Source organism: Mesorhizobium sp. IMUNJ 23033, assembly GCF_044778005.1.
Classification (GTDB): Bacteria; Pseudomonadota; Alphaproteobacteria; order Rhizobiales; family Rhizobiaceae; genus Mesorhizobium; species Mesorhizobium amorphae_A.
The window spans coordinates 165,246-186,737 of the sequence record NZ_JBJACT010000006.1 but is presented as its reverse complement, the minus strand read 5'-3'; the positions used below and the strand labels follow the sequence as shown (position 1 = coordinate 186,737).

The window sequence follows — 21,492 nt, the reverse complement described above, 5'->3', positions numbered from 1 at the left end:
ATTCATGGCGTATCCTCTGTTTTGGGCGGAGCTTTTAGCACCAGTTGCGAGGTGCGCGCATTCACTCGCATGCGTTCGGTGGCTCGTTCGAAACAGGATTGCTTGCCGCGGGCAGTGCGTCCAATTTAGAATTAGACACAAGCGTCATTTCCTGGGTGAATAACGTGCGCCTCGATCTGAACCTGATCGCAGTCCTCGAGGCTATCATGCTGGAAAGGAACGTGACGCGTGCGGCCTCGAGCCTGGCAATGAGCCAGCCGGCGGTCAGCAATGCATTGCGCCGCGCCCGCAAGCTGACGAAGGATCAGCTCTTCCTCAAGACAGCGATTGGTGTCCAGCCGACGGCCCGCATGGTCGCGATGTGGCCCGAACTGCATCGCTCGCTTACGGCAATCCGCGCCTCTTTCGCGCCGGACGATTTCGATCCCGCATCGGATGCGACCAGTTTTCGAATTGCCGTCACCGACAGTCTCGCCATGGAAGGTGTCAGCTCAATCACGCTGACGTTGCAGGCGGCGTCCCCACGCGCCCGCGTTTCCTTTGCGGTTCATACCCATGAAAGCTCTCTGGAAGGGATCGACCGCGGTACGCTTGATTGCGCCGTCGGCATGTTTGCCTCGCTGCCAAGAGATGTGCATGTGCAAAGCCTGCGGACGGATCGCTATGTCTGCGTCATGCGCAGCGGGCACGAATTTGCCGACGGACTAACGCTCGATCAGTTCACCGCCGCGGCGCATGTTCTGGTAACCCCATCCGGTCTGGAACTGGGATTGGTGGATGGCTGGCTCGGCCTGACGGGGCGGACAAGGACGATCGCCGTCGTCGTCAATCACTTTGCCGACGCGCTGAGGATCGTCTCCCGCAGCGACCTTCTGACTTGCGTGCCGCTGGGCTTCTTCAACGGACCCTGGCGCACCATTGCTGCCGAGCGACAGCTGGTGGCGCGAGACTTGCCCTTCGAGACAGAGAAGTTGCTCTACAAGCTGATCTGGCACGAACGATTGCACACCCACCCTGCCCACCAATGGTTTCGTTCGCTGGTAGGAGATGTCTGCGGATCGCGCTTCGACGGCCCGCCGACTGAAGATGCTGCCCCAGCTACGCAAACATAGTCTGGCTTATGGAGGCCTATCCCTGTTCGTAATTTAGGGGCACGTAGGTGTAGGCGTTCTCGGCCTCGCGTCGCACATGGCCCAGCCCAGGAAACGATATGTGCGCACCGCCCACGATGTAGCCATTTTCTGCCGCATCCGCGAATGCGAGTTGGTGCACGCGTTCGGCCTCGGATGCGTCCGCATCGTACTGGATCGTGACGGAAGGGTCTTTGAACTGTACGGCGGCGACGTGCACGACATCGCCCCACAGCACTATTTTCTCGCCCTTGCTCTCGACCACGTACATGGTGTGTCCGGGCGTGTGGCCATAGGCTGTTTGCGCGCGCACACCCGGCACGAGATCGGTGTTGCCTTCGAAAACGGCGAGCTTGCCGGCTCGCATATATGGCGTAATCGATGCGATGGCGCCCTGAAAGAACCGCTTCGCTTCAGCCGGAGCAGCGCGCATATTTGCCTCGCTTAGCCAGTAATCGGTGTCCCGCTTTTCGACACGCACAATCGCGTTGGGAAAAGCCCTCTGGCCCTCGGCCATGAGACCGCCAACGTGATCCGTGTGCAGATGTGTAAGGTAGAGCTCGTCGACCTGCTCCGGCCGATAACCCGAGGCGCGCAAATTGCTGAGTAGATGGCCCGTCGTTGGCCCCAATAGCGTGCCTGCACCAGCGTCGATCAAGACCAGCTTGGCTCCGGTATTCACGAGGAAGGAATTGTGCGAGGTCTCGACAAGGTCGCCGAGATAGTTGCGTTTCAGGGCTTCTTCGATCCGAGCCGGGTCGCCCTGCAGCAACTTCGTGGCAGGGAGCATATCGCTGCCGTCGGACAGCGCCGTTATCTCAAAATCGCCGACCGCCAGGCGATAGAACCCGGGTGCCTGGCTTTTCACCATGGGCGCATCTGCGAGCAGAGGCGTCGCAAAACCGCAGGCCAGGCAAAGACAGCCAGCTGCCAAAAAGGCGCGACGGGTAGGATTGACGGCGTCGCCGCTGGGCAGCTGGACAGAGCCTTTGGTGTCGTCGAACAAGCGATCGAGCGGCATCCGGGGAGCGACCATTCTCGGACCTCTGTTTGCGTTTGTCGGGGCACTGCAGCTGGACTTCCGCCTCGCTGCTCACTCGCCGAAGTTCTGCACGCCTCGGCCGGGCTGTTGCGGGCGTACCGTTGCCGAGATGGCCAGCCCCGTCCAATTCAGAGTTTAGGGGCAGCATCATAACTCCGTTGAATAACGGCGGCTTAACCGTCGCGCACCAGGCGGCTTGCGTTGGGCGCAATTCATCGCGTTCGTGTGCCGCCTATCGGCCGCGTCATTGTCCGTGCAAACCCATTCTTTCACATCCCCAAATACTCCATTTCGGAATTCGTCATTCATTCGCGGGACGGCCAGGAATATCCATGTCCAGTGACCAACGGCATTCACTCTCAGATCTACCAATGATTGATGAGCGCCCGTCAGGTCTTCTCGTGAAGCGGCAACGACCTTCGCTTCGTCTCGACGAAACAAGGTCGCATGACCAACGAAAGGTTCAAATATGTCTATGTCAAAATGGGCCGCGGCCGCAGCAGCAGCCATTGGCTTTCTCTCGGTTACCACCTTAGCATTTGCCAGCGACGCTGATGTTTATGGTCCCGACATCACTCTGTCGGAGGCCAAGCAGGTTGCCGCCGGCGCTATCAAGGAATGCGCAGCCAACAAGTGGCTCATGGCCATCGCCGTCGTCGATACGCACGGCGCCCTGGTCTATTACGAAAAGGCAGATAACACCGAGGTGGCGAGCGCCCAGATCGCCTTGGACAAAGCAACTTCGGCAGCCGTCTACAAGCGTCCGACACGCGACTTCTTCGACGTCACGGCCAAGATGGGTCCATTCATGCTGAACATGGATCACGTCATCGCAGCGCCTGGCGGCATTCCGGTCATGAAGGACGGCAAGATCGTCGGTGCGATCTCGGCTAGCGGCGGCACGGGCGCGCAGGACGAGCAGTGCGCCAAGGCCGGCCTTGCCGGCTTTTGATCCTCGTTCAGCGACGGCTCCGGACGGAGCTGCCGCACTCCAAAGGAACCATTGACATGATGCATCTCAAATCGCTGGGTAACCGTCTTGCCGCGGCCGCCGCGCTCACCATTTCGCTTGCATTGCCTTCGCTCGTAAACGCCGCCGAGCTTTATAGCGGAAGCAATTCCGATGTCCGCACGGTTCTCTACTACAAGGCTTCGACGGCTGCGCTCTCCAGATTCCTGCCAGCAGGCTGGGAACTCAGCCCGTTTACAACAGCACCTTCCGCCGGCGCCAACCTCCAGGTGGAATTTGTGGACCAGCTCTATGCGGTGGATCCCAAGGGTACAGTCGGAGCTCCGTACCGCTACGTGCTTTTCGGCATCCCTGTTCACAAGACGGGAAGCAGTGAGAACGTGCTGATGTTGTTCGATGGCCTTTCGCGCGGTGGAGCCGGTCCTTACGGCATTGCCGAAACGGCCAAAGACGACGTCAATCGTGGGGTTCACTATAACTCGAGCCCGACGACGGTGAGCGAGAACTGGAACTTCGAAGGCAGCGGTGAGAAGGTTTCACTGCAAACGGAATTCGAACGTGGCCCGATGACCCTGGAGAAGGGCGACAGTCACGTCTACTCGCAGCTCAAGCCAGAATTCTCGCGCATCTATCGCTACAAGGAGGCTACTGACGTTGTGAAGTCCGGCGACGCAAACCATCTCCGCAGCCTGTCCTTGAAGGCCGAAGGCAGAAAGTTGACCGCGATCTTCGACGGCAGCGAGAGCCTTGTCTCGGTCGTATCGTTGCCTGTCTATTCCCGCGACATCCTTGTTCCGCAACCCTGAACTCCGCTTTCTTTGGGGGCGGCGGCCACCCAACAGGTTGCCGCTGCCCTCCAAGGTTTCTACTGCGCCTGCGGCTTTCCCTTTGCAGGCACATGTAGCGCGGGTCGATTCTGCTTCATGAACGTTATGAAGGCAGCAAGGGCTGCAGGTATCTGTCGGCGGCTGGGATAGTACAAGTAGATCCCGGAGATCGGGGAACCCCACCCCTCGAGGACAGTCACGACGCGTCCCGATCGCAGCTGTTCCTGCAGTAGAACGGCTGGCACCAGGCCGATTCCGGCGCCTCCGGCAATTGCACTGGCAACCGCACGAAGATCGTTGGCCACGACATGCGTGCCGGTGGCGGGTTCGGCCTTCTCATCCCCCTTGTAGAGGGTCCAGGGCTGGATCGTGCCGTCCCACGGGGATCGAAGGCGAACGCACCGGTGATCCACGAGCGCGCCGGGCGCGCTGGGCTCGCCATGAGCCAGCAGGTAGTCTTTCGCAGCAAAAAGAAGTTCGTTGAAAGGTTCGGCGATCCGGACGGCGATCATATCCTTCTCGATGCGTTCTCCGACCTGAATGCCCGCGTCGATGCGGTGTTCCACCAGATCAAGGTGAAGATCCTCGACAAGGATTTCGAACTCAATTTCGGGGTGCCTTGCAAGGAAGCGGCCGATAAGAGGGGCTATCAGGACAGTTGTTGCCGTCCGTGAACCCAGAATTCTCAGTTTCCCGCCCGTAGCGCTACGGAACTTGTTCAATCCGTCGAGGACACTGTCCAGTCCGCTCAATATCGGGCCTATGTTGGTAAGAAGCTCTTCGCCCGCCGCGGTCAGCGACACGCTACGGGTGGTTCGTGTGAGCAGTCTCACGCCGAGCTTCTCTTCCAGACCCCTCAGCGTTTGGCTGAAGCTGGGTAGCGACACCCCCAGTGCGGCGGCGGCCCTGGTAAAGTTCAATTGCCGAGCGGCCTCCGCGAAGGCGATGAGCTCCCGCAGTTCTGGCTTGTGCATTTGTCCTCCTCGCTAGGGCCTGCCGTCGATTGACGGTTCGGTAAGTGCTCAAGCTTCAATTTCCCGACCGGCGCGGCGTCGCGGCCGAAGCTCTGACAAGGCCGCTTCGGAATAGCAAGGTTGAGCATCACATTGTTTGGCGGGCCCAAAGAGCCCATTCCGTAATCGATAATTCTACCTGTTCATACGTTCAGTTACCTCCTGTTGCGAGACGAAGGCGTTCAGGCAACTCCGGGTCGGCGCCTAACCGCAACCAAGGAGCTTCCTATGAAGACGAAATTGCTGGTTTCCGCTGCGATGATAAGTCTGGCACTCAATCTTGCGCCAGCGTTCGCCCAGGATGGCACGTGGCAGATGGGAACGCCGATGCCTGAGCCTCAGAGCGAGAATTCCAGCGCTGTGGTTGGCAATCAGTGGTTAGTCATTGGCGGCATCGACGTGCCGGAGGTTATGCCCGTCGGCACGGTCGTGATGTATGACGAAAATACGAAGGCCTGGTCGAAGAGGGCGGCAATGCCTGAGCCGGCCCATCATACTGCAACTGTAGCTTACGACGGCAAAGTGTACGTGTTCGGTGGTTTCGTCGGAGAGCCGGGCACCAAAGAATGGCAACCGACAGCTGATGCTTTTGTCTACGATCCGAAGACCGACGGCTGGTCCAGGCTTCCACCTATGCCAACTGCCCGCGGAGCGGCAGCGGCTGTGGTGCTCGACGGAAAAATCTACGTGGTCGGCGGCGCACATGCCCATGAACATGGCCGTGACATGAAGGAGCCCCTTTGGGCCGACGTTCCCAACATCGTCGGCAGGACTGTCGAGGTCTACGACCCCGCATCCAACACTTGGACAAGCCGATCTCCCATGCAGACCGGCCGCAATCACTTTCTCGCCGCTGCTGTCGGTGGAAAAATTTATGCGATTGACGGTCGAATTGGTCTGCCCTTCGTGACCAAGAGCGACGTCACCGATCTGGTCGAGGAGTACGATCCCAAATCCGATTCCTGGACCTACAAGGGCCGTTCCCCCACGCCGCGGGGCGGGGTGTCGGGCAGTGCCTATGGTGGAAAGATCTATGTGACGGGTGGCGAGTACCAGGACCCGGCAGGCAAGCGCACATTCTGGGCCTTCGAGGCCTACGATCCCGCAACCGACACGTGGCAGACCCTACCGCATATGCAGATTGCCCGCCACGGCTTCGTAGCCGGTTTCATTGGCAACGAGTTCCATGTCGCTGGTGGCTCCTTCCAGTCCGACGGCATGCCTGGGATCAATGCTCAGATGAACACCCACGAGTTCTACACCGTGCCCAAGTAGTTCAATTCAATGCCGATCCCGATCGATATGCGGGCTTTAGGTCGATGCAGTTCAGCGCCCCCTGGCGAGGCTTCCCAAAATCCCGCGCACGATCGCCCGTCCGACCGACGAACCCACTGAGCGCACCACCGATTTGATCGCGGCTTCGGCCACGGTCTGGCGGTTGGACGGCCGTGGCGCCGGTGCGCGGCGGCCGCCTGGCTGCGGCGCGGGGTCGTCATTGCCGAAGCCGGGAATGGTCCAGCGCGAGCGGCCGCTGTCGGCCTGCTGCGCCTGCTCTTCCGCCTCCTGCGCCTCCTTGGCCTTCTTCTGCAGCATCTCGAAGGCCGATTCGCGATCGACGGTCTGGTCGTACTGGCCGGAGACCGGGCTCTCGCCGATCAGTTGGCGGCGCTCGTCGGGCGTGATCGGACCCAGCCTGGACGACGGCGGGCGGATCAGCGTCCGCTGCACCATGGACGGCACGCCCTTGGTTTCCAGCGTCGAGACCAGCGCCTCGCCGGCGCCGAGCTGTGTGATCGCCGTGGCGCAGTCGAAATCGGGATTGGGGCGGAATGTATCGGCGGCGGTCCTGACCGCCTTCTGCTCGCGCGGCGTATAGGCGCGCAGCGCATGTTGGACGCGGTTGCCGAGCTGGGCGAGCACGGTTTCGGGGATATCGAGCGGGTTCTGGGTGACGAAATAGACGCCGACACCCTTGGAGCGGATCAGGCGGACCACCTGCTCGACCCGGTCGACCAGCACCTTCGGCGCGTCCTCGAACAGGAGATGCGCCTCGTCGAAGAAGAACACCAGCTTCGGCCTTTCGGGATCGCCGACTTCGGGCAGTTCCTCGAACAGTTCCGACATCAGCCAGAGCAGGAAGGTGGCGTAGAGCCTGGGGTTCATCATCAGCTTGTCGGCGGCCAACACGCTGATGGCGCCGCGCCCGTCGCGCGTGGTGCGCATGATGTCGGCGATGTGCAGCGCCGGCTCGCCGAAGAAGTTCGCCGCCCCCTGCTGCTCCAGCACCAGCAGCGTGCGCTGGATGGCGCCGACCGACGGCTTGGTCACATTGCCGTAGCGGGAGCCGATCTCGTCGGCGCGCTCGGCGATGTTGGCAAGCAGCGCCTGCAGGTCCTTCAGGTCGAGCAGCAGCAGGCCGTCCTCATCGGCGATGCGGAAGGCGATGTTCATGATGCCCTCCTGCGCCTCGGAAAGGTTCATCAGCCGCGACAAGAGCAGCGGCCCCATTTCCGAGACGGTGGCGCGGATCGGGTGGCCCTGCTCGCCGAACAGGTCCCAGAAGATGACCGGGAATTCCTGGAAATCATAGGGATCGAGCTTGACCTGCTCGGCCCGCTTGACCAGGAAATCCTGCGCCGTGCCCATCATGGCGATGCCCGACAGGTCGCCCTTGATATCGGCGCAGAACACCGGCACGCCGGCGTTGGAAAAGCCCTCGGCCAGGATCTGCAGGCTAACCGTCTTGCCGGTGCCGGTTGCGCCGGTGATCAGGCCATGGCGATTGCCGTATTGCAGCAGAAGCTGCTCGGCGCGCTGATAGCTGTCGTCGGGCTTGCGGCTGGCGCCGATGAAAATGCTCTTGTCGTCAGCCATATGTCCGGTCTCCGCAAACTGATCCGTCGAAAATGTCAGGCTCATCCGAGCTATAGTAACGCTATCGTGCAGCGGCAATGGCCGCCATTGAAATTGGCCTTTCGAAACTTGCGGATTTTGCGCATGTTTGGCAATCGGTTAGCTATCCCCGGGAACTGGCGGAACGGATGCCGCATTGTGATATCCAACCGGGGACCTTAGACTGGACTCCCGGCTGATGCGGCCGAGAAAACGGGGAATGCAATGGGCGCCGGCGCCTTGACCATGGATGTCGACCTTCCGAACGTTGAGCGCCAGCGCTGGCTGGCCTTGGCGGAAAAGGCGCTTGCCGGCGGATCCTTCGAGGACAAGCTGGTGTCGCATAGCGATGACGGCATCCGCATCGAGCCGCTTTACGAGCGTTCGGTCACGGCTGAGCCGCTGGTGCGGGCAAATCCGAGAGCGCCATGGATTGTCAGCCAGCGCATCGACGATCCGGATATCGGCCGCGCCAAGGCGCAGGCGCTGGACGATGTCGCGCAAGGCGCGACCGGACTGTCGCTGGTTTTCGAAGGCGCGCCGAACGCTTTTGGCTACGGCCTGCCGAGGACGGCCGAAGCGCTGGAAACGGTTTTGGACGGCGTGCCGCTCAACCGCGTCCAGATCCGCATCGATGCCCATCCCTGGAGCCGTGCGGTGGCCGACTGGCTGGTGGCGTTCCTCGGCAAGCGGCGCTCCGACCCGGCAAAGCTCAATCTGTCCTTCGGTATCGATCCGGCGGCGATCTTTGCCGGCACCGGCCGGCTGCGCATGTCGATCGAGGCGCTGCAGGCCTCGATGCCGCAATCGCTGGCGCATTTCTTCTCGATGGGCGTGCCGGGCGTGCTGCTCGAGGCGGACGGGCGCGTCTTCCACAATGCCGGCGCGACCGAGGCGCAGGAACTCGGCACGATGCTGGCTTCGGCGGTCTCCTATCTCAGGATGTTCGAGCAGGCGCGCCAGCCGCTGGTCTATGCCGCACCCCATATCGGCTTCGCGCTCAGCGTCGACCAGGACCAGTTCCTGTCGATGGCCAAGGTCCGCGCCTTGCGCCGGCTGTGGGCCCGAATCCAGGAAGCCTGCTCGATCCCGGCCTCGACGGCCAGCATCCATGCCGAGACGTCCTATCGCATGATGACCGCGGCCGATCCGGAGACGAACATATTGCGCACCGCGATCGCCGGTTTTGCCGCGGCCGCTGGGGGCGCCGATTCAATCTCCGTCCTGCCGCATACGATCGCGCATGGACTGCCGGCCGGCTTTGCCCGTCGCGTCGCCCGCAACACGCAGCTGATCATGGCCAATGAAAGCCATGTCGACCATGTCGCCGATCCGGCGAGCGGTTCGGGCGCCGTCGAAGCGCTGACCGCCGATCTGTGCGCGGCCGCCTGGGAGGAATTCCAGCGGATCGAGGCGGAGGGTGGCGTGCTGGTCAGCCTGCAGCAGGGATACATCCAGAACCGCGTCCAGACCGCGTCCGCGAAGCGCAATGCCGCATATCGATCGGGAGAACGCGCAATCGTCGGCACGACGCTTTTCCGGTCCGGCACCGAGCGTCCGGTCGAGACGCTGCCGGCTGAGCGGCGGCCAGCCCTGACCGAGGGCGTGGCAGTGTGTGAGCCGCTGTTTCCGGTCCGCATCGATCAGTCGATCGGAGCCGGATCATGATCCCGGATTTCAGCCAGATCGGCTGGTCGGCGCCACGGCGCATGCCGGCCGAGGTCAAGGGCCAGCGGCTGACGCCGGAAGGCATTGCGGTCAAGCATCTCTACAGCCAGGGCGATCTCAAAGGATTGCCGCATCTCGACACCTATCCCGGCCTGCCACCCTTCGTGCGCGGCCCCTACCCAACCATGTATGTCCAGCAGCCGTGGACGATCCGGCAATATGCCGGTTTCTCGACGGCCGAGGAATCGAACGCCTTCTATCGGCGCAATCTTGCCGCCGGCCAGAAAGGCCTTTCGGTCGCTTTCGACCTCGCCACCCATCGCGGCTATGACAGCGACCATCCGCGCGTCGCCGGCGATGTCGGCATGGCGGGCGTCGCCATCGATTCCATCCTCGACATGCGCCAGCTTTTCGACGGTATTCCGCTTAATGAGATGACGGTGTCGATGACCATGAACGGCGCGGTGCTGCCTATCATGGCTCTTTACATCGTGGCGGCGGAAGAACATGGCGTTGCGCCGAAGGATCTCGCGGGAACCATTCAGAACGATATTCTGAAAGAGTTCATGGTGCGCAACACCTACATCTATCCGCCAAAGCCTTCGATGCGGATCGTGTCGGACATTTTTTCCTACACGTCTCAGCATATGCCGAAGTTCAATTCGATCTCGATCTCCGGCTACCACATGCAGGAGGCGGGAGCGACCGCCGACCTCGAGCTCGCCTACACGATTGCCGACGGCATCGAGTATGCCCGTGCCGGCGTCGCCGCCGGCCTCGACATCGACCGCTTCGCGCCACGGCTTTCCTTCTTCTGGGCCGTCGGCATGGACTTCTTCATGGAGGTCGCCAAGCTCAGGGCCGCGCGCCTTTTGTGGTCGAGCCTGATGAAGAAGAATTTTTCGCCGAAGGACGAGCGCTCGCTGTCGCTGCGCACCCATTGCCAGACATCCGGCTGGTCGCTAACGGCGCAGGATCCCTACAACAACATCACCCGCACCATGATCGAGGCGATGGCGGCCACGCAGGGCCATACCCAGTCGCTGCACACCAACTCCTTCGACGAGGCGATGGCGCTGCCGACCGACCATTCGGCGCGCATCGCCCGCAACACGCAGCTCATCCTGCAGAAGGAATCGGGCACCACGCGCATCGTCGATCCGTGGGGTGGCTCGGCCTTTGTCGAACGGCTGACGCATGATCTGGCGGCGCGCGCGCTTGCCCATATCGAGGAGGTCGAAAGCCTTGGCGGCATGGCCGCCGCGATCGAAAAAGGCATCCCAAAACTGCGCATCGAGGAGGCCGCCGCCCGCACCCAGGCCCGCATAGACTCCGGCGAGCAGACCCTGGTCGGCGTCAACGCACATCGCCCGGAGAAAGACATCGAGGTCGACGTGCTGAAGATCGACAATGCCGAGGTCCGGGCTCGGCAGTTGTCGAAGCTGCAGCGGCTGAAAGGCACGCGCGATGTCAGCGCGGTCGAGAGCGCGCTCGCGGCACTCACCCGCGCCGCGGAGAGCGGCGAGAACCTGCTCGAATTCGCCATCCGCGCTGCGCGCGCAAGTGCCACGGTCGGCGAGATTTCACTGGCGCTGGAAAAGGTGTTCGGCCGCCATGTCGCCTCGGTGCAGACGATCTCCGGCGTCTATCGCAATGCGCTTGGCGACAATCCGGCGGTCGACCGGTTGCAGGACAAGATCGCGGCTTTCGAGAAAAAGGCTGGCGCCAAGCCGCGTATTCTGGTCGCCAAGATGGGCCAGGACGGTCATGACCGTGGCCAGAAGGTCATCGCCACCGCCTTCGCCGATCTCGGCTTCGACGTCACGGTCGGTCCGATGTTCCAGACGCCGGAAGAGATCGCGAAACTGGCGGTCGCGCAGGATGTCCATATCGTCGGCGCTTCGTCGCTGGCGGCGGGACATCTGACGCTCATTCCCGAACTCAAGGGCGCGCTGAAGAAGCTCGGCCGCGGCGACATGCTGATCGTCGCCGGCGGCGTCATCCCGCCGCAGGACTACGACGCCGTGCTCAAAGCAGGTGCGGCGGAAATCTTCCCGCCGGGTACCGTCATCCCGGAAGCGGCGGATCGTTTGCTGGACAGACTGCTGGCGGGGTAGCTTGTTATAATTCCGGTTGCAACATCCGGCATGTTGCGTTATAATCGATGTTGAAACAGGACATTTCAACATGAACACCACCATTCGTAAGATCGGCAATTCCGACGGCTTGATCCTGCCCAAAGAGCTTCTTGAGCAGCTGAATCTGAAGACGGGCGATAAGGTAGCTGTCGTTCGGGAGGGCGAGGAGCTCCGGCTGCGCCGCCTTGAGGACTCTGCCGAGGAATTCGAGCGCAAGATGAAGATCGCGCGTGAGCGGATGAAGAAATACGAGGTTGCCTACCGCGCGCTGGCGAAATGATCGAGCATCATTCGCGGGAATTCGTTGAAGCGATGCATGCAGAACAGTTACGCCTTCACGGCGGAGCGCCGGGTATCGGCGACGAAGGCATGCTGGAATCAGCGCTCGCCAGACGGCAGCAGAAAGAGGCCTACGGCGAGCCCGATCTTTGCGAATTGGCGGCCGCCTATCTTTTCGGCATCGCCAAGAACCATCCGTTCGTTGACGGCAACAAACGCACGGCTTTTGCGGCAGCCGACTTGTTTCTCTACTTCAACGGATTGAGCTTAGAAGCTGAGCAGGCGGATATCATCCAGTTGCTTATGATGGTCGCAGCCAGCGAAATCGATGAAGCGGGCGCGACAGCGTTCTTCCACGATCATGTCGTCAAGCTTGAAGACTAGCTGTCCGAGAGCTTGACGATCTCCCACTCCTTGCCGTTGACGCTTGCCACGTCGCCGACCTTCTTGCCGAACAGCGCTACGGCCATCGGCGAGACATGGGAAATCGAACCCTTGGCCGGGTCGGCCTCATCTTCGCCGACGATCTTCCAGTGCACCTTCCTGCCGTCATCGCCTTCCAGTGTGACGCCCATGCCGAAACGAACCAGGTCGCTGCCCGGCTCCGGCACGGATAGCTCGGCGCTTTCGCGCCGGGCAGTCCAGTAGCGCAGATCGCGCGACACCAGCGCAATGCGCTCGCGGTCGGCCCTTTTCTCGGCCTTGGCCAGTTCATCGCGCAATTCGGCCAATTCAGAGTCTATCAGCGCGAGACCGCGCTCCGTCACCAGGTTGCGGTGCTGGCTGACCGGCCGCTCGCCGATGCCGGCAATGGCGTTTTCGCTGTCTTCCTCGCGGGTGAAGGCCCTGCTCATAAACCAAACTTAGGCGTGTAGCAGTGACTTCACAAGCCATTGCCTGCGTTCCGGCCAGGTCGGTCCGGCCTGGCACGTTTCCTGCGACTTGAGCGACAAACGCCAGGAATCTGTGCCGATGTTGAACAGACGAACGCTTCTCACGGGAACCGCCGGTTTTGCGGTCATCGGCCTTGCGCTGAGCAGGGTCTCGGCGAAAGTCCTGCCTGGCATCGAGAATGCCTCGATGCGCGGCTCGATCGACGCCACCGAGCTTGGCGTACAGCCCGGTGCGCTCGACGATCAGAGCAAGGCTTTTGCCAAACTGCTGCGCGACGCCACCGAGCGCGACATGCCGGTGTTCCTGCCGCCGGGAACCTATGTCGTGTCCAATCTGACGCTTCCAGCCCGTGTCAGGCTCTCCGGCGTGCCGGGCGCAACGCGGATCGTCTATGGCGGCAACGGCCATCTGATGATGGCCGAGCAGGCTGAGCATATCGATCTCAGCGGGCTGGTGTTCGACGGCGCTAACCGCTGGATGGCCGACTATGCACAAGGGCTGCTCGACCTGCGCCGCGTCGCCCACCTGATGATCGACAATTGCCAGGTCACCGGCAGCCGCAAGAACGGTCTGGCGCTGGAGCATGTGACCGGCCGCATCGAGCGTTCGGACATATCGGGCGCGGCGGACGCCGGCATCTATTCGGTCGAGGCCGGCGGCCTGGAGATATCGGGCAACACCGTGTCCGACTGCGGCAATGGCGGCATCCTCGTGCATCGCTGGCAGCAGGCGGAGGACGGCACCATCGTCAGCGGCAACCGCGTCCAGCGCATCCAGGCGCGCAGCGGCGGCACCGGCCAGAACGGCAATGGCATCAACACCTTCCGCGCCGGCAATGTCGCCATTTCGGGCAACAGCGTTTCGGACTGCGCCTTCTCGGCGATCCGCGCCAACAGTTCGAGCAACCTGCAGGTCACCGGCAACACCTGCTCGCGGTCCGGGGAAACCGCGCTCTATTCCGAATTCTCTTTTGAAGGCGCGATCATCGGCAACAACATCATCGATGGCGCGGCCAACGGCATCTCGATCGTCAATTTCAACGAAGGCGGCCGTCTGGGAGTGTGCTCGAACAACATCGTGCGTAACCTCTCGACGACGGGCCCCTACCCCGCCGATGCCCCCGGCTTCGGCGTCGGCATCAGCGTCGAGGCCGACACCACCGTCTCTGGCAATGTCGTCGAGAACGCACCGCTCTACGGTATGCAGATCGGCTGGGGGTCGTATCTGCGCAATGTCGTGGCGACCGGAAACATCATCCGCAAGGCCGGAACCGGCATCGTCGTGTCAGTCGTCGAAGGCGCCGGAACGGCAGTTATCTCGGACAACGTCATCGACGGCGCGAAAAACGGCGCCATCATCGGCCAGCGCTGGGCGGAACCGGCGACGGGTGACCTCGCCTCACTGGGCAATGCCGGCTATGCGCATCTGACGGTTGAACGAAACCACGTTAGCTGAGCGCCGCCGTTGGCCGAAGCGAACCCACCTTGACGCCGATGCGGCTCTCGATGGCCGGATTGGCTTGTTCGATCAGCTTTGCCGCCAGCGCCTCATCGGCGCGCAGCAGCTTCGCCAGCACGGCAGCGGTCATGGCTTCGGCGGCACGTCCGGCGCCGTCGTCGCATTTGAGCGCAATGCCCAGGCCCAGTTCGGGAACTGCCGCACAGTAGACGCCTTCGGCGCCGGTCTTGACGAAAATGCGGCCGGGCGCGGCCTGCATCAACGCGACGTCGGCCCTGCCGGTGCCGGCGACGAGAAAAGGCTCGGCCATGCAGGCGGAAAACAGCCGCTTCGCCGCCTTGGCGCGCACAGGTTCGAGGCCCGCACCCGTCGCCATGCGGGCAAAGCCCAGCGCAAAGTTTTTCAGCGGCACGGCATAGGTCGGGATCGAGCAGCCGTCTGTGCCGCAATGATCGACATCATGGGCGGCGCCCGTCACCGCCTGCATGGCGTCGCGGACCAACTCCTGGAAGGCATGGCCCGCCTTGACGTAGCCGCGATGCGCAATGCCGGTGTGCACGCAGGTGCAGAGGAAGCCGGCATGCTTGCCGGAGCAGTTGTTGTGCAGCGGGTTCGGTACGCCGCTGGTGCGCGCCAGCGCCACCGTCGCGTCATGATCCATCGGCCAGTGCGCGCCGCATTCGAGTGCGGTCCGGTCAAGGCCGGCCTTGGCCAGCATCGCGTCGGCCAGTTCGGCATGTGCCGGTTCGCCGGAATGCGAGGCGCAGGCGAGCGCCAGTTCCCGGTCGCCGAACCCATAGGCGTCTGCAGCACCGCTTTCGACCAGCGGCAGCGCCTGGATCGCCTTGACCGCCGAGCGCGGAAACACCGGGCGCGCCGTGTCGCCGAGCTCCCAGACGGGCTTGCCGTCGGCATTGAACACGGCGACCGCACCGCGATGGCCGCTCTCGACCACCGCGCCGCGCAAAACCTCGACCAGAAGCGGATTTGTCATGAAATCACCCGCGAAATGCGGGCCGCTTCTACCTGATCCGGTCGAGAATGGAAACGTAGTTGGCGACCGCGGCACCGCCCATGTTGAAAATGCCGCCGAGCTTGGCGCCCGGCACCTGGATGCCGCCGGCCTCGCCGACAAGCTGCATGGCGGTCAACACATGCATCGACACGCCGGTAGCACCGATCGGGTGGCCCTTAGCCTTAAGCCCACCGGAGGGGTTGACCGGCAGCCGGCCGTCCTTTGCCGTGGTGCCGTCCAGGGCCAGTTTCGCGCCCTCGCCCGGCTTGGCCAGGCCCATCGCCTCATATTCTATCAGCTCGGCGATGGTGAAGCAGTCATGCGTCTCGACGAAGGAGAGGTCGTCCAGCGTCACGCCGGCCTTTTTCAGCGCCTGGTTCCAGGCCTGCTCGCAACCTTCGAACGCGAGGATGTCGCGCTTCGACATTGGCAGGAAATCCTGCACATGCTCGCTGGCGCGGAAGGCGACCGCGCGGCGCATCTTGAGCGCTGTCGAAGTGTCGGCCAAGACCAGAGCGGCCGCACCATCGGAAACCAGCGAACAGTCGGTGCGCTTCAGCGGGCCGGCGACGAAGGGGTTCTTCTCGCTTTCCTGACGGCAGAATTCGTAGCCGAAATCCTTGCGCATCTGCGCATAGGGGTTGTCGACGCCGTTCTTGTGGTTCTTGGCGGCAATCATCGCGAGTGCGTCCGACTGGTCGCCATAGCGCTGGAAATAGGCCTGCGCGATCTTGCCGAACACGCCGGCGAAGCCGGCCGGCGTCTCGCCGTCCTCCGGCAGGTAGGATGCCTTGAGCAGGTTCTTGCCGATCTCGGGACCGGGCGTCGTCGTCATCTGCTCGGCGCCGACCACCAGCACCACGCGGGCGGCATTGGCGTCGATGGCGCGAATGCCTTGCCGGACCGCCGCCGAGCCGGTGGCGCAGGCGTTCTCGACCCGGGTCGCCGGCTTGAAGCGCAGCCGGTCGTCGGCCTGCAGCACCAGGCTTGCGGTGAAATCCTGGGCGGAAAACCCGGCGTTGAAATGGCCGAGCACGATCTCGTCGACATCGTCCGGGCCGATGCCGGCGTGGTCGAGCGCGTCCGTTGCCACTTTGACGATCAGGCCCTCCAGCGTCTCGCCTTCGAGCTTGCCGAAGCGCGAATGCGCCCAGCCGACGATGCATGCGGTCATATGGCGGTCTCCATCCTCGGCGCCAGTTTAGCACGTAAGGCAACGGCGCGCTGTTCAAGCATTGTTCAAGCATGAACCATTTCTGTCGATCCGTGAAGGGCCGGAACCGAACAATCGCTTGGTGCAGCGCACACGCTCTGTCAATTTTTTGTTGATTGACGGGTCAATAAAAAATAATCATGGCGAAAGAGCCGGGAACAAGAATGCCGAAAGTCGGAATGGAGCCATTGCGCCGCAAGGCGCTCATCGACGCGACGATCTCGGCGATCGGCGAGCGCGGCTCTCTTGACGTGACCATGTCGGAGATCGCCGGCCGCGCCGGCGTGTCGTCGGCACTTGCCCATCACTATTTCGGCGCCAAGGACGAGCTTTTGCTGGCGACGATGCGGCACATACTGGCCGAACTGACCGCCGACACTTTGCGCGCCCTGGGTTCGGCCAAAACCTCACGCGAGCGTGTTTCGGCGGTGGTCGCGGTCAATTTCTCCGATCTCCAGTTCCAGCCGGAAACGATCGCCGCCTGGCTCGCCTTCTATGTCGAGGCTCAGAAATCGGCCGCACTTCGCCGGCTGCTCAAGGTCTATGCGCGGCGGCTGCATTCCAACCTGTTGAGCGGGCTGACCAGCATCCTGCCGCGCACCGAAGCCGACCGCGTCGCCGAGGCGACAGCGGCGCTGATCGACGGGCTATACATCAGGCGCGCGTTGAAGGACGGCGTGCCCGATGCCGCGACGGCGATCGCACTGGTCGAGGACTATCTCGAAACCAAACTCAACGGCCGGAGCGCGCAGTGAATCGACCCAATTTCCTCATCGTCATGGTCGATCAACTCAACGGGACCTTGTTCCCGGACGGACCGGCCGACTTCCTGCATGTGCCGCATCTGAAGGCGCTTGCCGCCCGCTCGGCGCGCTTTGCCAACAACTATACGGCCTCGCCGCTCTGCGCGCCGGGCCGTGCCTCGTTCATGAGCGGGCAATTGCCGTCGCGTACCGGGGTCTATGACAATGCCGCCGAATTCGCGTCTTCCATCCCGACCTTCGCGCATCATCTGCGTGCCGCCGGCTACTACACCTGCCTATCCGGCAAGATGCATTTCGTCGGACCGGATCAGTTGCACGGTTTCGAGGAGCGGCTGACCACCGACATCTATCCAGCGGATTTCGGCTGGACGCCGGATTACCGCAAGCCCGGCGAGCGCATCGACTGGTGGTATCACAATATGGGTTCAGTGACCGGCGCCGGCGTCGCCGAGACCACCAACCAGATGGAGTATGACGACGAGGTCGTGTTCCTGGCCACGCAGAAGCTCTACCAGCTCTCGCGCGAGCAGGATGATGCCACCCATCGACCCTGGTGCCTCACCGTTTCGCTGTCGCACCCGCACGACCCTTACGTTGCGCGCAAGCAGTACTGGGATCTCTACGAACATTGCCAGGCGCTCGACCCTGAAACCGGGTTCATCGCGCATGACGAGCAGGACGCGCATTCGCAGCGGCTCTATCATGCCTCTGACTACCCCTCCTTCGACATTACCCGCGAGCAGGTGCGCCGTTCGCGGCGCGGCTATTTCGCCAACATCTCCTATGTCGACGACAAGCTCGGCGAGCTTCTGGACGTCCTCAAGCGCACGCGCATGCTCGACGACACCGTCATCCTGTTCTGCTCGGACCATGGCGACATGCTCGGCGAGCGCGGCCTGTGGTTCAAGATGAACTTCTTCGAAGGCTCAGTGCGGGTGCCGCTGATGATAGCCGGCAAGGGTGTGCCGGCCGGTCTGGTCGAAGCGCCGGTCTCCAATCTCGACGTGACGCCGACGCTTTGTGACCTCGCCGGCATCGACATCGGCGCCATCGCGCCGTGGACCGATGGCCAGTCTCTGCTGCCGCTTACCAAGGGCGGACAGCGCGCCGCGCCTGCGCTGATCGAGTATGCCGCCGAAGGCTCCTACGCGCCGCTGGTGGCGATCCGCGACGGCCAATACAAGTTCGTCCATTGCGAGCTCGACCCGCCGCAATTGTTCGATCTCGAGGCCGACCCGCTCGAGCGGGACAACCTTGCCGCCGACCCGGCCAATGCGGCCTTGGTGGCGGCGTTCATGGACAAGATCCGGGCGCGCTGGGACATGGCCGGTTTCGACGCCGCCGTGCGCGAAAGCCAGGCGCGCCGCTGGGTCGTCTATCCGGCGCTGCGCAACGGCGCCTATTACCCCTGGGATTTCCAGCCGCTGCAAAAGGCCTCGGAGCGCTACATGCGCAACCACATGAACCTCGACAATCTCGAAGAGAGCAAAAGGTATCCGCGAGGCGAATGATGACAATTCTCGTCCCCTCCCTCGATCACCTCAAGCAGGCCTATGCTGTTACTTCGAAGGCGACGCAGATCACGCCGCTGCTGGAATCGGCCGCACTTGCCCGCGAGACGGGTGCCGCCCGCGTCTTCATCAAGCCGGAATCGCTGCAATGGGCCGGTTCCTTCAAGGTGCGCGGCGCCTATTGGCGGCTGAAACGGCTTTCGCCTGACGAGGCCAAAAAGGGCGTCGTCGCCTATTCCTCGGGCAACTTCGCGCAAGGGCTGGCGGCTGCCGGCCAGGCGCTCGGCATCCCCATCGCCATCGTCATGCCGATCGACGCGCCGGCCGCCAAGCGCGACGCGACCGCGGGGTACGGCGCGCGCGTCGTGCTGACCGACCATGGCGAGCGGGCCCGTGAAGAGGTCGCGGCGGCCAAGGCGCGCGAGATCGCCGAGACCGAAAACCTCACGCTGCTGCATCCTTTCGACGATCCGGAAATCGTCGCCGGCCAGGCCGGCGCCGGGCTGGAAGCGCTGGAACAACTCGACGCCAAGGACACCAAGGCCGACCTCCTGTTCTGCTCGGTCGGCGGCGGTGGACTGATCGGCGGTGTGTCGCTCGCCTTCCACTATCTGTCGCCGGCCACCGAAATCATCGGCGTCGAGCCGGAGGGATTCAACGGCATGGGCTCGTCGCTGGCGCATGGCGCCATCGAGACGATGCCGATCGGACCGAAGTCGATCTGCGACGGGCTGATGTCGCGGCGGCCGGGTGACGCGCCGTTCGCGGCGGTCAAGACGGCTGGCGTTCGCGGCATCACCGTCGACGACGCGTCGGTGCGCAACGCAATGCGGATCGCCTTCGAGCGGATGAAGCTCGTGCTCGAACCGTCGGGCGCTGCGTCGCTCGCGGCACTGCTCGGCGGCAAGGTGGATGTGGCGGGCAAAACCGTCCTTGTTGTGGCTACCGGCGGCAATGTCTCGCTCGCCGATTTCATGGCGCATATGAACCATGCTTGAAGCAGATTTCGTCATCATCGGCTCCGGCTCGGCCGGCTCGGCCATGGCCTACCGGCTGTCGGAAGACGGCAAGCATTCGGTGATCGTCGTCGAGTTTGGCGGCACCGATCTCGGGCCGCTGATCCAGATGCCGTCGGCACTGTCGATCCCGCTCAACATGAGCCTCTACGACTGGGGTTTTGCCAGCGAACCGGAACCGCATCTCGGCGGCCGCGTGCTGGCGACGCCGCGCGGCAAGGTCATCGGCGGCTCGTCCTCGATCAACGGCATGGTCTATGTGCGCGGCCATGCGCGCGACTTCGACCATTGGGCCGAAGAGGGCGCGACCGGCTGGGGCTTCGCCGACGTGCTTCCCTACTTCAAGCGGATGGAGAACTCGGATGGCGGCGAGGACGGCTGGCGAGGCAAAAGCGGCCCGCTGCATGTGCAGCGCGGGCCGCGACGCAATCCGCTCTACGGCGCCTTCGTCGAAGCAGGCCGCCAGGCCGGCTTCGAGCTGACCGTCGACTACAACGGCGCCAAGCAGGAAGGCTTCGGGCCGATGGAGCAGACGATAAGCGGCGGCCGCCGCTGGTCGGCGGCAAGCGCCTATCTGAAGCCGGCGCTCAGGCGAAGAAATGTTAGCCTGCTCAAGGGTTTCGCCCGGCGGGTGATCATCGAGAATCAGCGCGCCATTGGCGTCGAGATCGAAGCTCACAAACAGATTCAGGTCGTTAAGGCGCGACGTGAAGTGATCGTCGCCGCTTCCTCGATCAATTCGCCCAAGATCCTGATGCTGTCCGGCATCGGCCCGGGCGCGCATCTTCAGGAAAACGGTATACAGGTCGTGGCCGACAGGTCTGGCGTTGGCCGCAACCTGCAGGATCATATGGAGCTCTACATCCAGCAGGAATCGACCAAGCCGATCACGCTGAACTCAGTGCTCAATCCGTTCTCGAAGGCGCTGATCGGCGCGCAGTGGCTGTTCTTCAAAACCGGCCTCGGCGCGTCCAATCATTTCGAAGCGGCCGCCTTCGTGCGCTCGCAGGCCGGTGTCGACTATCCTGATATCCAGTATCATTTCATCCCGGCGGCGGTGCGCTATGACGGCAAGGCGGCGGCGAAGTCGCACGGCTTCCAGGCGCATGTCGGACCGATGCGCTCGAAGTCGCGCGGCTCGGTGACGCTGCGCTCGCCGGACCCAAAATCGAAGCCGGTGATCCGCTTCAACTACATGTCGCATCCGGACGACTGGACCGAGTTCCGCCACTGCATAAGGCTGACGCGCGAGATCTTCGGCCAGAAGGCTTTTGACGGCTTTCGCGGCAAGGAGATTTCGCCTGGCAGCCATGTCCAATCGGACGAGGATCTCGACGCTTTCATCCGGGATCACGCCGAGAGCGCCTACCATCCTTGCGGCACCTGCAAGATGGGCCGCGCCGACGATCAAATGAGCGTCGTCGATCCGGAATGCCGCGTCATCGGCGTCGAGGGATTGCGTGTCGCCGATTCCTCGATCTTCCCGCGCGTCACCAACGGCAACCTCAATGCGCCGTCGATCATGACCGGCGAGAAGGCCGCCGACCACATCCTCGGCCGCACGCCGCTGGCGCCGTCCAACCAGGAACCCTGGATCAATCCGCGCTGGCAGGTGTCGGACAGATAGAGCATTGTCGGGCGGACTGAACGATCCGCATGTAA

At 62.9% G+C, this 21,492-nt stretch carries 19 protein-coding genes; 13 read left to right on the top strand and 6 right to left on the bottom strand.

Going from position 1 to position 21,492, the window contains the following annotated elements; translation table 11 throughout:
- The first annotated feature begins 164 nt into the window (after window positions 1–164).
- A complete protein-coding gene (locus ACFX5Q_RS09935; RefSeq protein ID WP_404277304.1) occupies window positions 165–1,112 on the top strand; it encodes a LysR family transcriptional regulator in 948 nt (315 codons plus the stop codon).
- 16 nt (window positions 1,113–1,128) lie between these two features.
- Here ACFX5Q_RS09935 and ACFX5Q_RS09930 read toward each other — a convergent pair whose 3' ends face one another.
- The gene (locus ACFX5Q_RS09930; RefSeq protein WP_404277303.1) at window positions 1,129–2,136 is read right to left on the bottom strand and encodes an MBL fold metallo-hydrolase; all 1,008 of its coding nucleotides are present in this window, start codon (window positions 2,134–2,136) and stop codon (window positions 1,129–1,131) included.
- A 505-nt stretch (window positions 2,137–2,641) separates the two neighbouring features.
- Between ACFX5Q_RS09930 and ACFX5Q_RS09925 the strand changes: the two genes are divergently transcribed.
- Both ACFX5Q_RS09925 and ACFX5Q_RS09920 read left to right on the top strand, forming a co-directional pair.
- Window positions 2,642–3,124, top strand: a complete 483-nt coding sequence (locus tag ACFX5Q_RS09925) for a heme-binding protein (protein ID WP_404277302.1) — start codon at window positions 2,642–2,644, stop codon at window positions 3,122–3,124.
- Between the two features lie 56 nt (window positions 3,125–3,180).
- Entirely contained in the window at window positions 3,181–3,948 is a 768-nt protein-coding gene (locus ACFX5Q_RS09920) for a hypothetical protein (protein WP_404277301.1), read from the top strand.
- Between the two features lie 59 nt (window positions 3,949–4,007).
- Here ACFX5Q_RS09920 and ACFX5Q_RS09915 read toward each other — a convergent pair whose 3' ends face one another.
- A complete protein-coding gene (locus ACFX5Q_RS09915) occupies window positions 4,008–4,943 on the bottom strand; it encodes a LysR substrate-binding domain-containing protein (RefSeq protein ID WP_404277300.1) in 936 nt (311 codons plus the stop codon).
- Window positions 4,944–5,210: 267 nt separating this feature from the next.
- On the opposite strand from ACFX5Q_RS09915, the gene ACFX5Q_RS09910 reads away from it, so the two are divergent.
- Window positions 5,211–6,257 carry a Kelch repeat-containing protein gene (locus ACFX5Q_RS09910; RefSeq protein WP_404277299.1) on the top strand — a complete coding sequence of 349 codons (1,047 nt, stop codon included), beginning with the start codon at window positions 5,211–5,213 and terminating at the stop codon, window positions 6,255–6,257.
- 51 nt (window positions 6,258–6,308) lie between these two features.
- On the opposite strand, the gene ACFX5Q_RS09905 is transcribed toward ACFX5Q_RS09910, so the two are convergent.
- Window positions 6,309–7,856, bottom strand: a complete 1,548-nt coding sequence (locus ACFX5Q_RS09905) for a helicase HerA-like C-terminal domain-containing protein (RefSeq protein ID WP_404277298.1) — start codon at window positions 7,854–7,856, stop codon at window positions 6,309–6,311.
- Between the two features lie 243 nt (window positions 7,857–8,099).
- Here ACFX5Q_RS09905 and ACFX5Q_RS09900 point away from each other — a divergent pair, with 243 nt between their 5' ends.
- From ACFX5Q_RS09900 to ACFX5Q_RS09885, 4 genes are all read left to right on the top strand, one after another.
- Window positions 8,100–9,542, top strand: coding sequence for a methylmalonyl-CoA mutase subunit beta (locus tag ACFX5Q_RS09900; protein WP_404277297.1), 1,443 nt, complete (start codon window positions 8,100–8,102; stop codon window positions 9,540–9,542).
- Window positions 9,539–11,659: a methylmalonyl-CoA mutase gene (gene scpA / locus ACFX5Q_RS09895; protein WP_404277296.1), complete on the top strand. Its 2,121-nt coding sequence runs from the start codon at window positions 9,539–9,541 to the stop codon at window positions 11,657–11,659. The genes ACFX5Q_RS09900 and scpA overlap by 4 nt, the downstream gene beginning before the upstream one ends.
- 70 nt (window positions 11,660–11,729) lie before the next feature.
- Window positions 11,730–11,960 (top strand): AbrB/MazE/SpoVT family DNA-binding domain-containing protein, encoded by a 231-nt coding sequence (locus tag ACFX5Q_RS09890; RefSeq protein ID WP_181062136.1) that lies wholly within the window; start codon window positions 11,730–11,732, stop codon window positions 11,958–11,960.
- Complete coding sequence (locus ACFX5Q_RS09885; protein ID WP_404277295.1) at window positions 11,957–12,343, top strand: type II toxin-antitoxin system death-on-curing family toxin; 387 nt, start codon at window positions 11,957–11,959, stop codon at window positions 12,341–12,343. Before ACFX5Q_RS09890 ends, ACFX5Q_RS09885 begins: the two co-directional genes overlap by 4 nt.
- On the opposite strand, the gene greA is transcribed toward ACFX5Q_RS09885, so the two are convergent.
- Window positions 12,340–12,813: a transcription elongation factor GreA gene (gene greA, locus ACFX5Q_RS09880; RefSeq protein ID WP_192183736.1), complete on the bottom strand. Its 474-nt coding sequence runs from the start codon at window positions 12,811–12,813 to the stop codon at window positions 12,340–12,342. The genes ACFX5Q_RS09885 and greA overlap by 4 nt on opposite strands.
- Before the next feature lie 118 nt (window positions 12,814–12,931).
- Between greA and ACFX5Q_RS09875 the strand changes: the two genes are divergently transcribed.
- Complete coding sequence (locus tag ACFX5Q_RS09875; RefSeq protein ID WP_404277294.1) at window positions 12,932–14,308, top strand: TIGR03808 family TAT-translocated repetitive protein; 1,377 nt, start codon at window positions 12,932–12,934, stop codon at window positions 14,306–14,308.
- Here the strand turns inward: ACFX5Q_RS09875 and ACFX5Q_RS09870 are convergent.
- Entirely contained in the window at window positions 14,301–15,305 is a 1,005-nt protein-coding gene (locus tag ACFX5Q_RS09870; protein ID WP_404277293.1) for an asparaginase, read from the bottom strand. The genes ACFX5Q_RS09875 and ACFX5Q_RS09870 overlap by 8 nt on opposite strands.
- Before the next feature lie 28 nt (window positions 15,306–15,333).
- Window positions 15,334–16,500 (bottom strand): acetyl-CoA acetyltransferase, encoded by a 1,167-nt coding sequence (locus ACFX5Q_RS09865; RefSeq protein WP_404277292.1) that lies wholly within the window; start codon window positions 16,498–16,500, stop codon window positions 15,334–15,336.
- A 203-nt stretch (window positions 16,501–16,703) separates the two neighbouring features.
- Between ACFX5Q_RS09865 and betI the strand changes: the two genes are divergently transcribed.
- From betI to betA, 4 genes are read left to right on the top strand one after another with little or no spacing between them, the layout of a single operon-like run.
- Window positions 16,704–17,294, top strand: a complete 591-nt coding sequence (betI, locus tag ACFX5Q_RS09860; RefSeq protein ID WP_404277291.1) for a choline-responsive transcriptional repressor BetI — start codon at window positions 16,704–16,706, stop codon at window positions 17,292–17,294.
- Complete coding sequence (betC, locus tag ACFX5Q_RS09855; RefSeq protein WP_404277290.1) at window positions 17,291–18,814, top strand: choline-sulfatase; 1,524 nt, start codon at window positions 17,291–17,293, stop codon at window positions 18,812–18,814. Before betI ends, betC begins: the two co-directional genes overlap by 4 nt.
- Window positions 18,811–19,812: a threonine/serine dehydratase gene (locus ACFX5Q_RS09850; protein ID WP_404277289.1), complete on the top strand. Its 1,002-nt coding sequence runs from the start codon at window positions 18,811–18,813 to the stop codon at window positions 19,810–19,812. Before betC ends, ACFX5Q_RS09850 begins: the two co-directional genes overlap by 4 nt.
- Window positions 19,805–21,457, top strand: coding sequence for a choline dehydrogenase (gene betA, locus ACFX5Q_RS09845; protein WP_404277288.1), 1,653 nt, complete (start codon window positions 19,805–19,807; stop codon window positions 21,455–21,457). Before ACFX5Q_RS09850 ends, betA begins: the two co-directional genes overlap by 8 nt.
- Window positions 21,458–21,492 lie beyond the last annotated feature (35 nt).

Coding starts and splice junctions, on each gene's coding strand:
- ACFX5Q_RS09885 (WP_404277295.1), top strand. CDS start 11,957: ATGATCGAGCATCATTCGCGGGAATTCGTTGAAGCGATGCATGCAGAA.
- ACFX5Q_RS09870 (WP_404277293.1), bottom strand. CDS start 15,305: ATGACAAATCCGCTTCTGGTCGAGGTTTTGCGCGGCGCGGTGGTCGAG.
- greA (WP_192183736.1), bottom strand. CDS start 12,813: ATGAGCAGGGCCTTCACCCGCGAGGAAGACAGCGAAAACGCCATTGCC.
- ACFX5Q_RS09900 (WP_404277297.1), top strand. CDS start 8,100: ATGGGCGCCGGCGCCTTGACCATGGATGTCGACCTTCCGAACGTTGAG.
- ACFX5Q_RS09915 (WP_404277300.1), bottom strand. CDS start 4,943: ATGCACAAGCCAGAACTGCGGGAGCTCATCGCCTTCGCGGAGGCCGCT.
- betA (WP_404277288.1), top strand. CDS start 19,805: ATGCTTGAAGCAGATTTCGTCATCATCGGCTCCGGCTCGGCCGGCTCG.
- betI (WP_404277291.1), top strand. CDS start 16,704: ATGCCGAAAGTCGGAATGGAGCCATTGCGCCGCAAGGCGCTCATCGAC.
- ACFX5Q_RS09875 (WP_404277294.1), top strand. CDS start 12,932: ATGTTGAACAGACGAACGCTTCTCACGGGAACCGCCGGTTTTGCGGTC.
- scpA (WP_404277296.1), top strand. CDS start 9,539: ATGATCCCGGATTTCAGCCAGATCGGCTGGTCGGCGCCACGGCGCATG.
- ACFX5Q_RS09865 (WP_404277292.1), bottom strand. CDS start 16,500: ATGACCGCATGCATCGTCGGCTGGGCGCATTCGCGCTTCGGCAAGCTC.
- ACFX5Q_RS09850 (WP_404277289.1), top strand. CDS start 18,811: ATGATGACAATTCTCGTCCCCTCCCTCGATCACCTCAAGCAGGCCTAT.
- ACFX5Q_RS09925 (WP_404277302.1), top strand. CDS start 2,642: ATGTCTATGTCAAAATGGGCCGCGGCCGCAGCAGCAGCCATTGGCTTT.
- ACFX5Q_RS09890 (WP_181062136.1), top strand. CDS start 11,730: ATGAACACCACCATTCGTAAGATCGGCAATTCCGACGGCTTGATCCTG.
- ACFX5Q_RS09905 (WP_404277298.1), bottom strand. CDS start 7,856: ATGGCTGACGACAAGAGCATTTTCATCGGCGCCAGCCGCAAGCCCGAC.
- ACFX5Q_RS09910 (WP_404277299.1), top strand. CDS start 5,211: ATGAAGACGAAATTGCTGGTTTCCGCTGCGATGATAAGTCTGGCACTC.
- ACFX5Q_RS09920 (WP_404277301.1), top strand. CDS start 3,181: ATGATGCATCTCAAATCGCTGGGTAACCGTCTTGCCGCGGCCGCCGCG.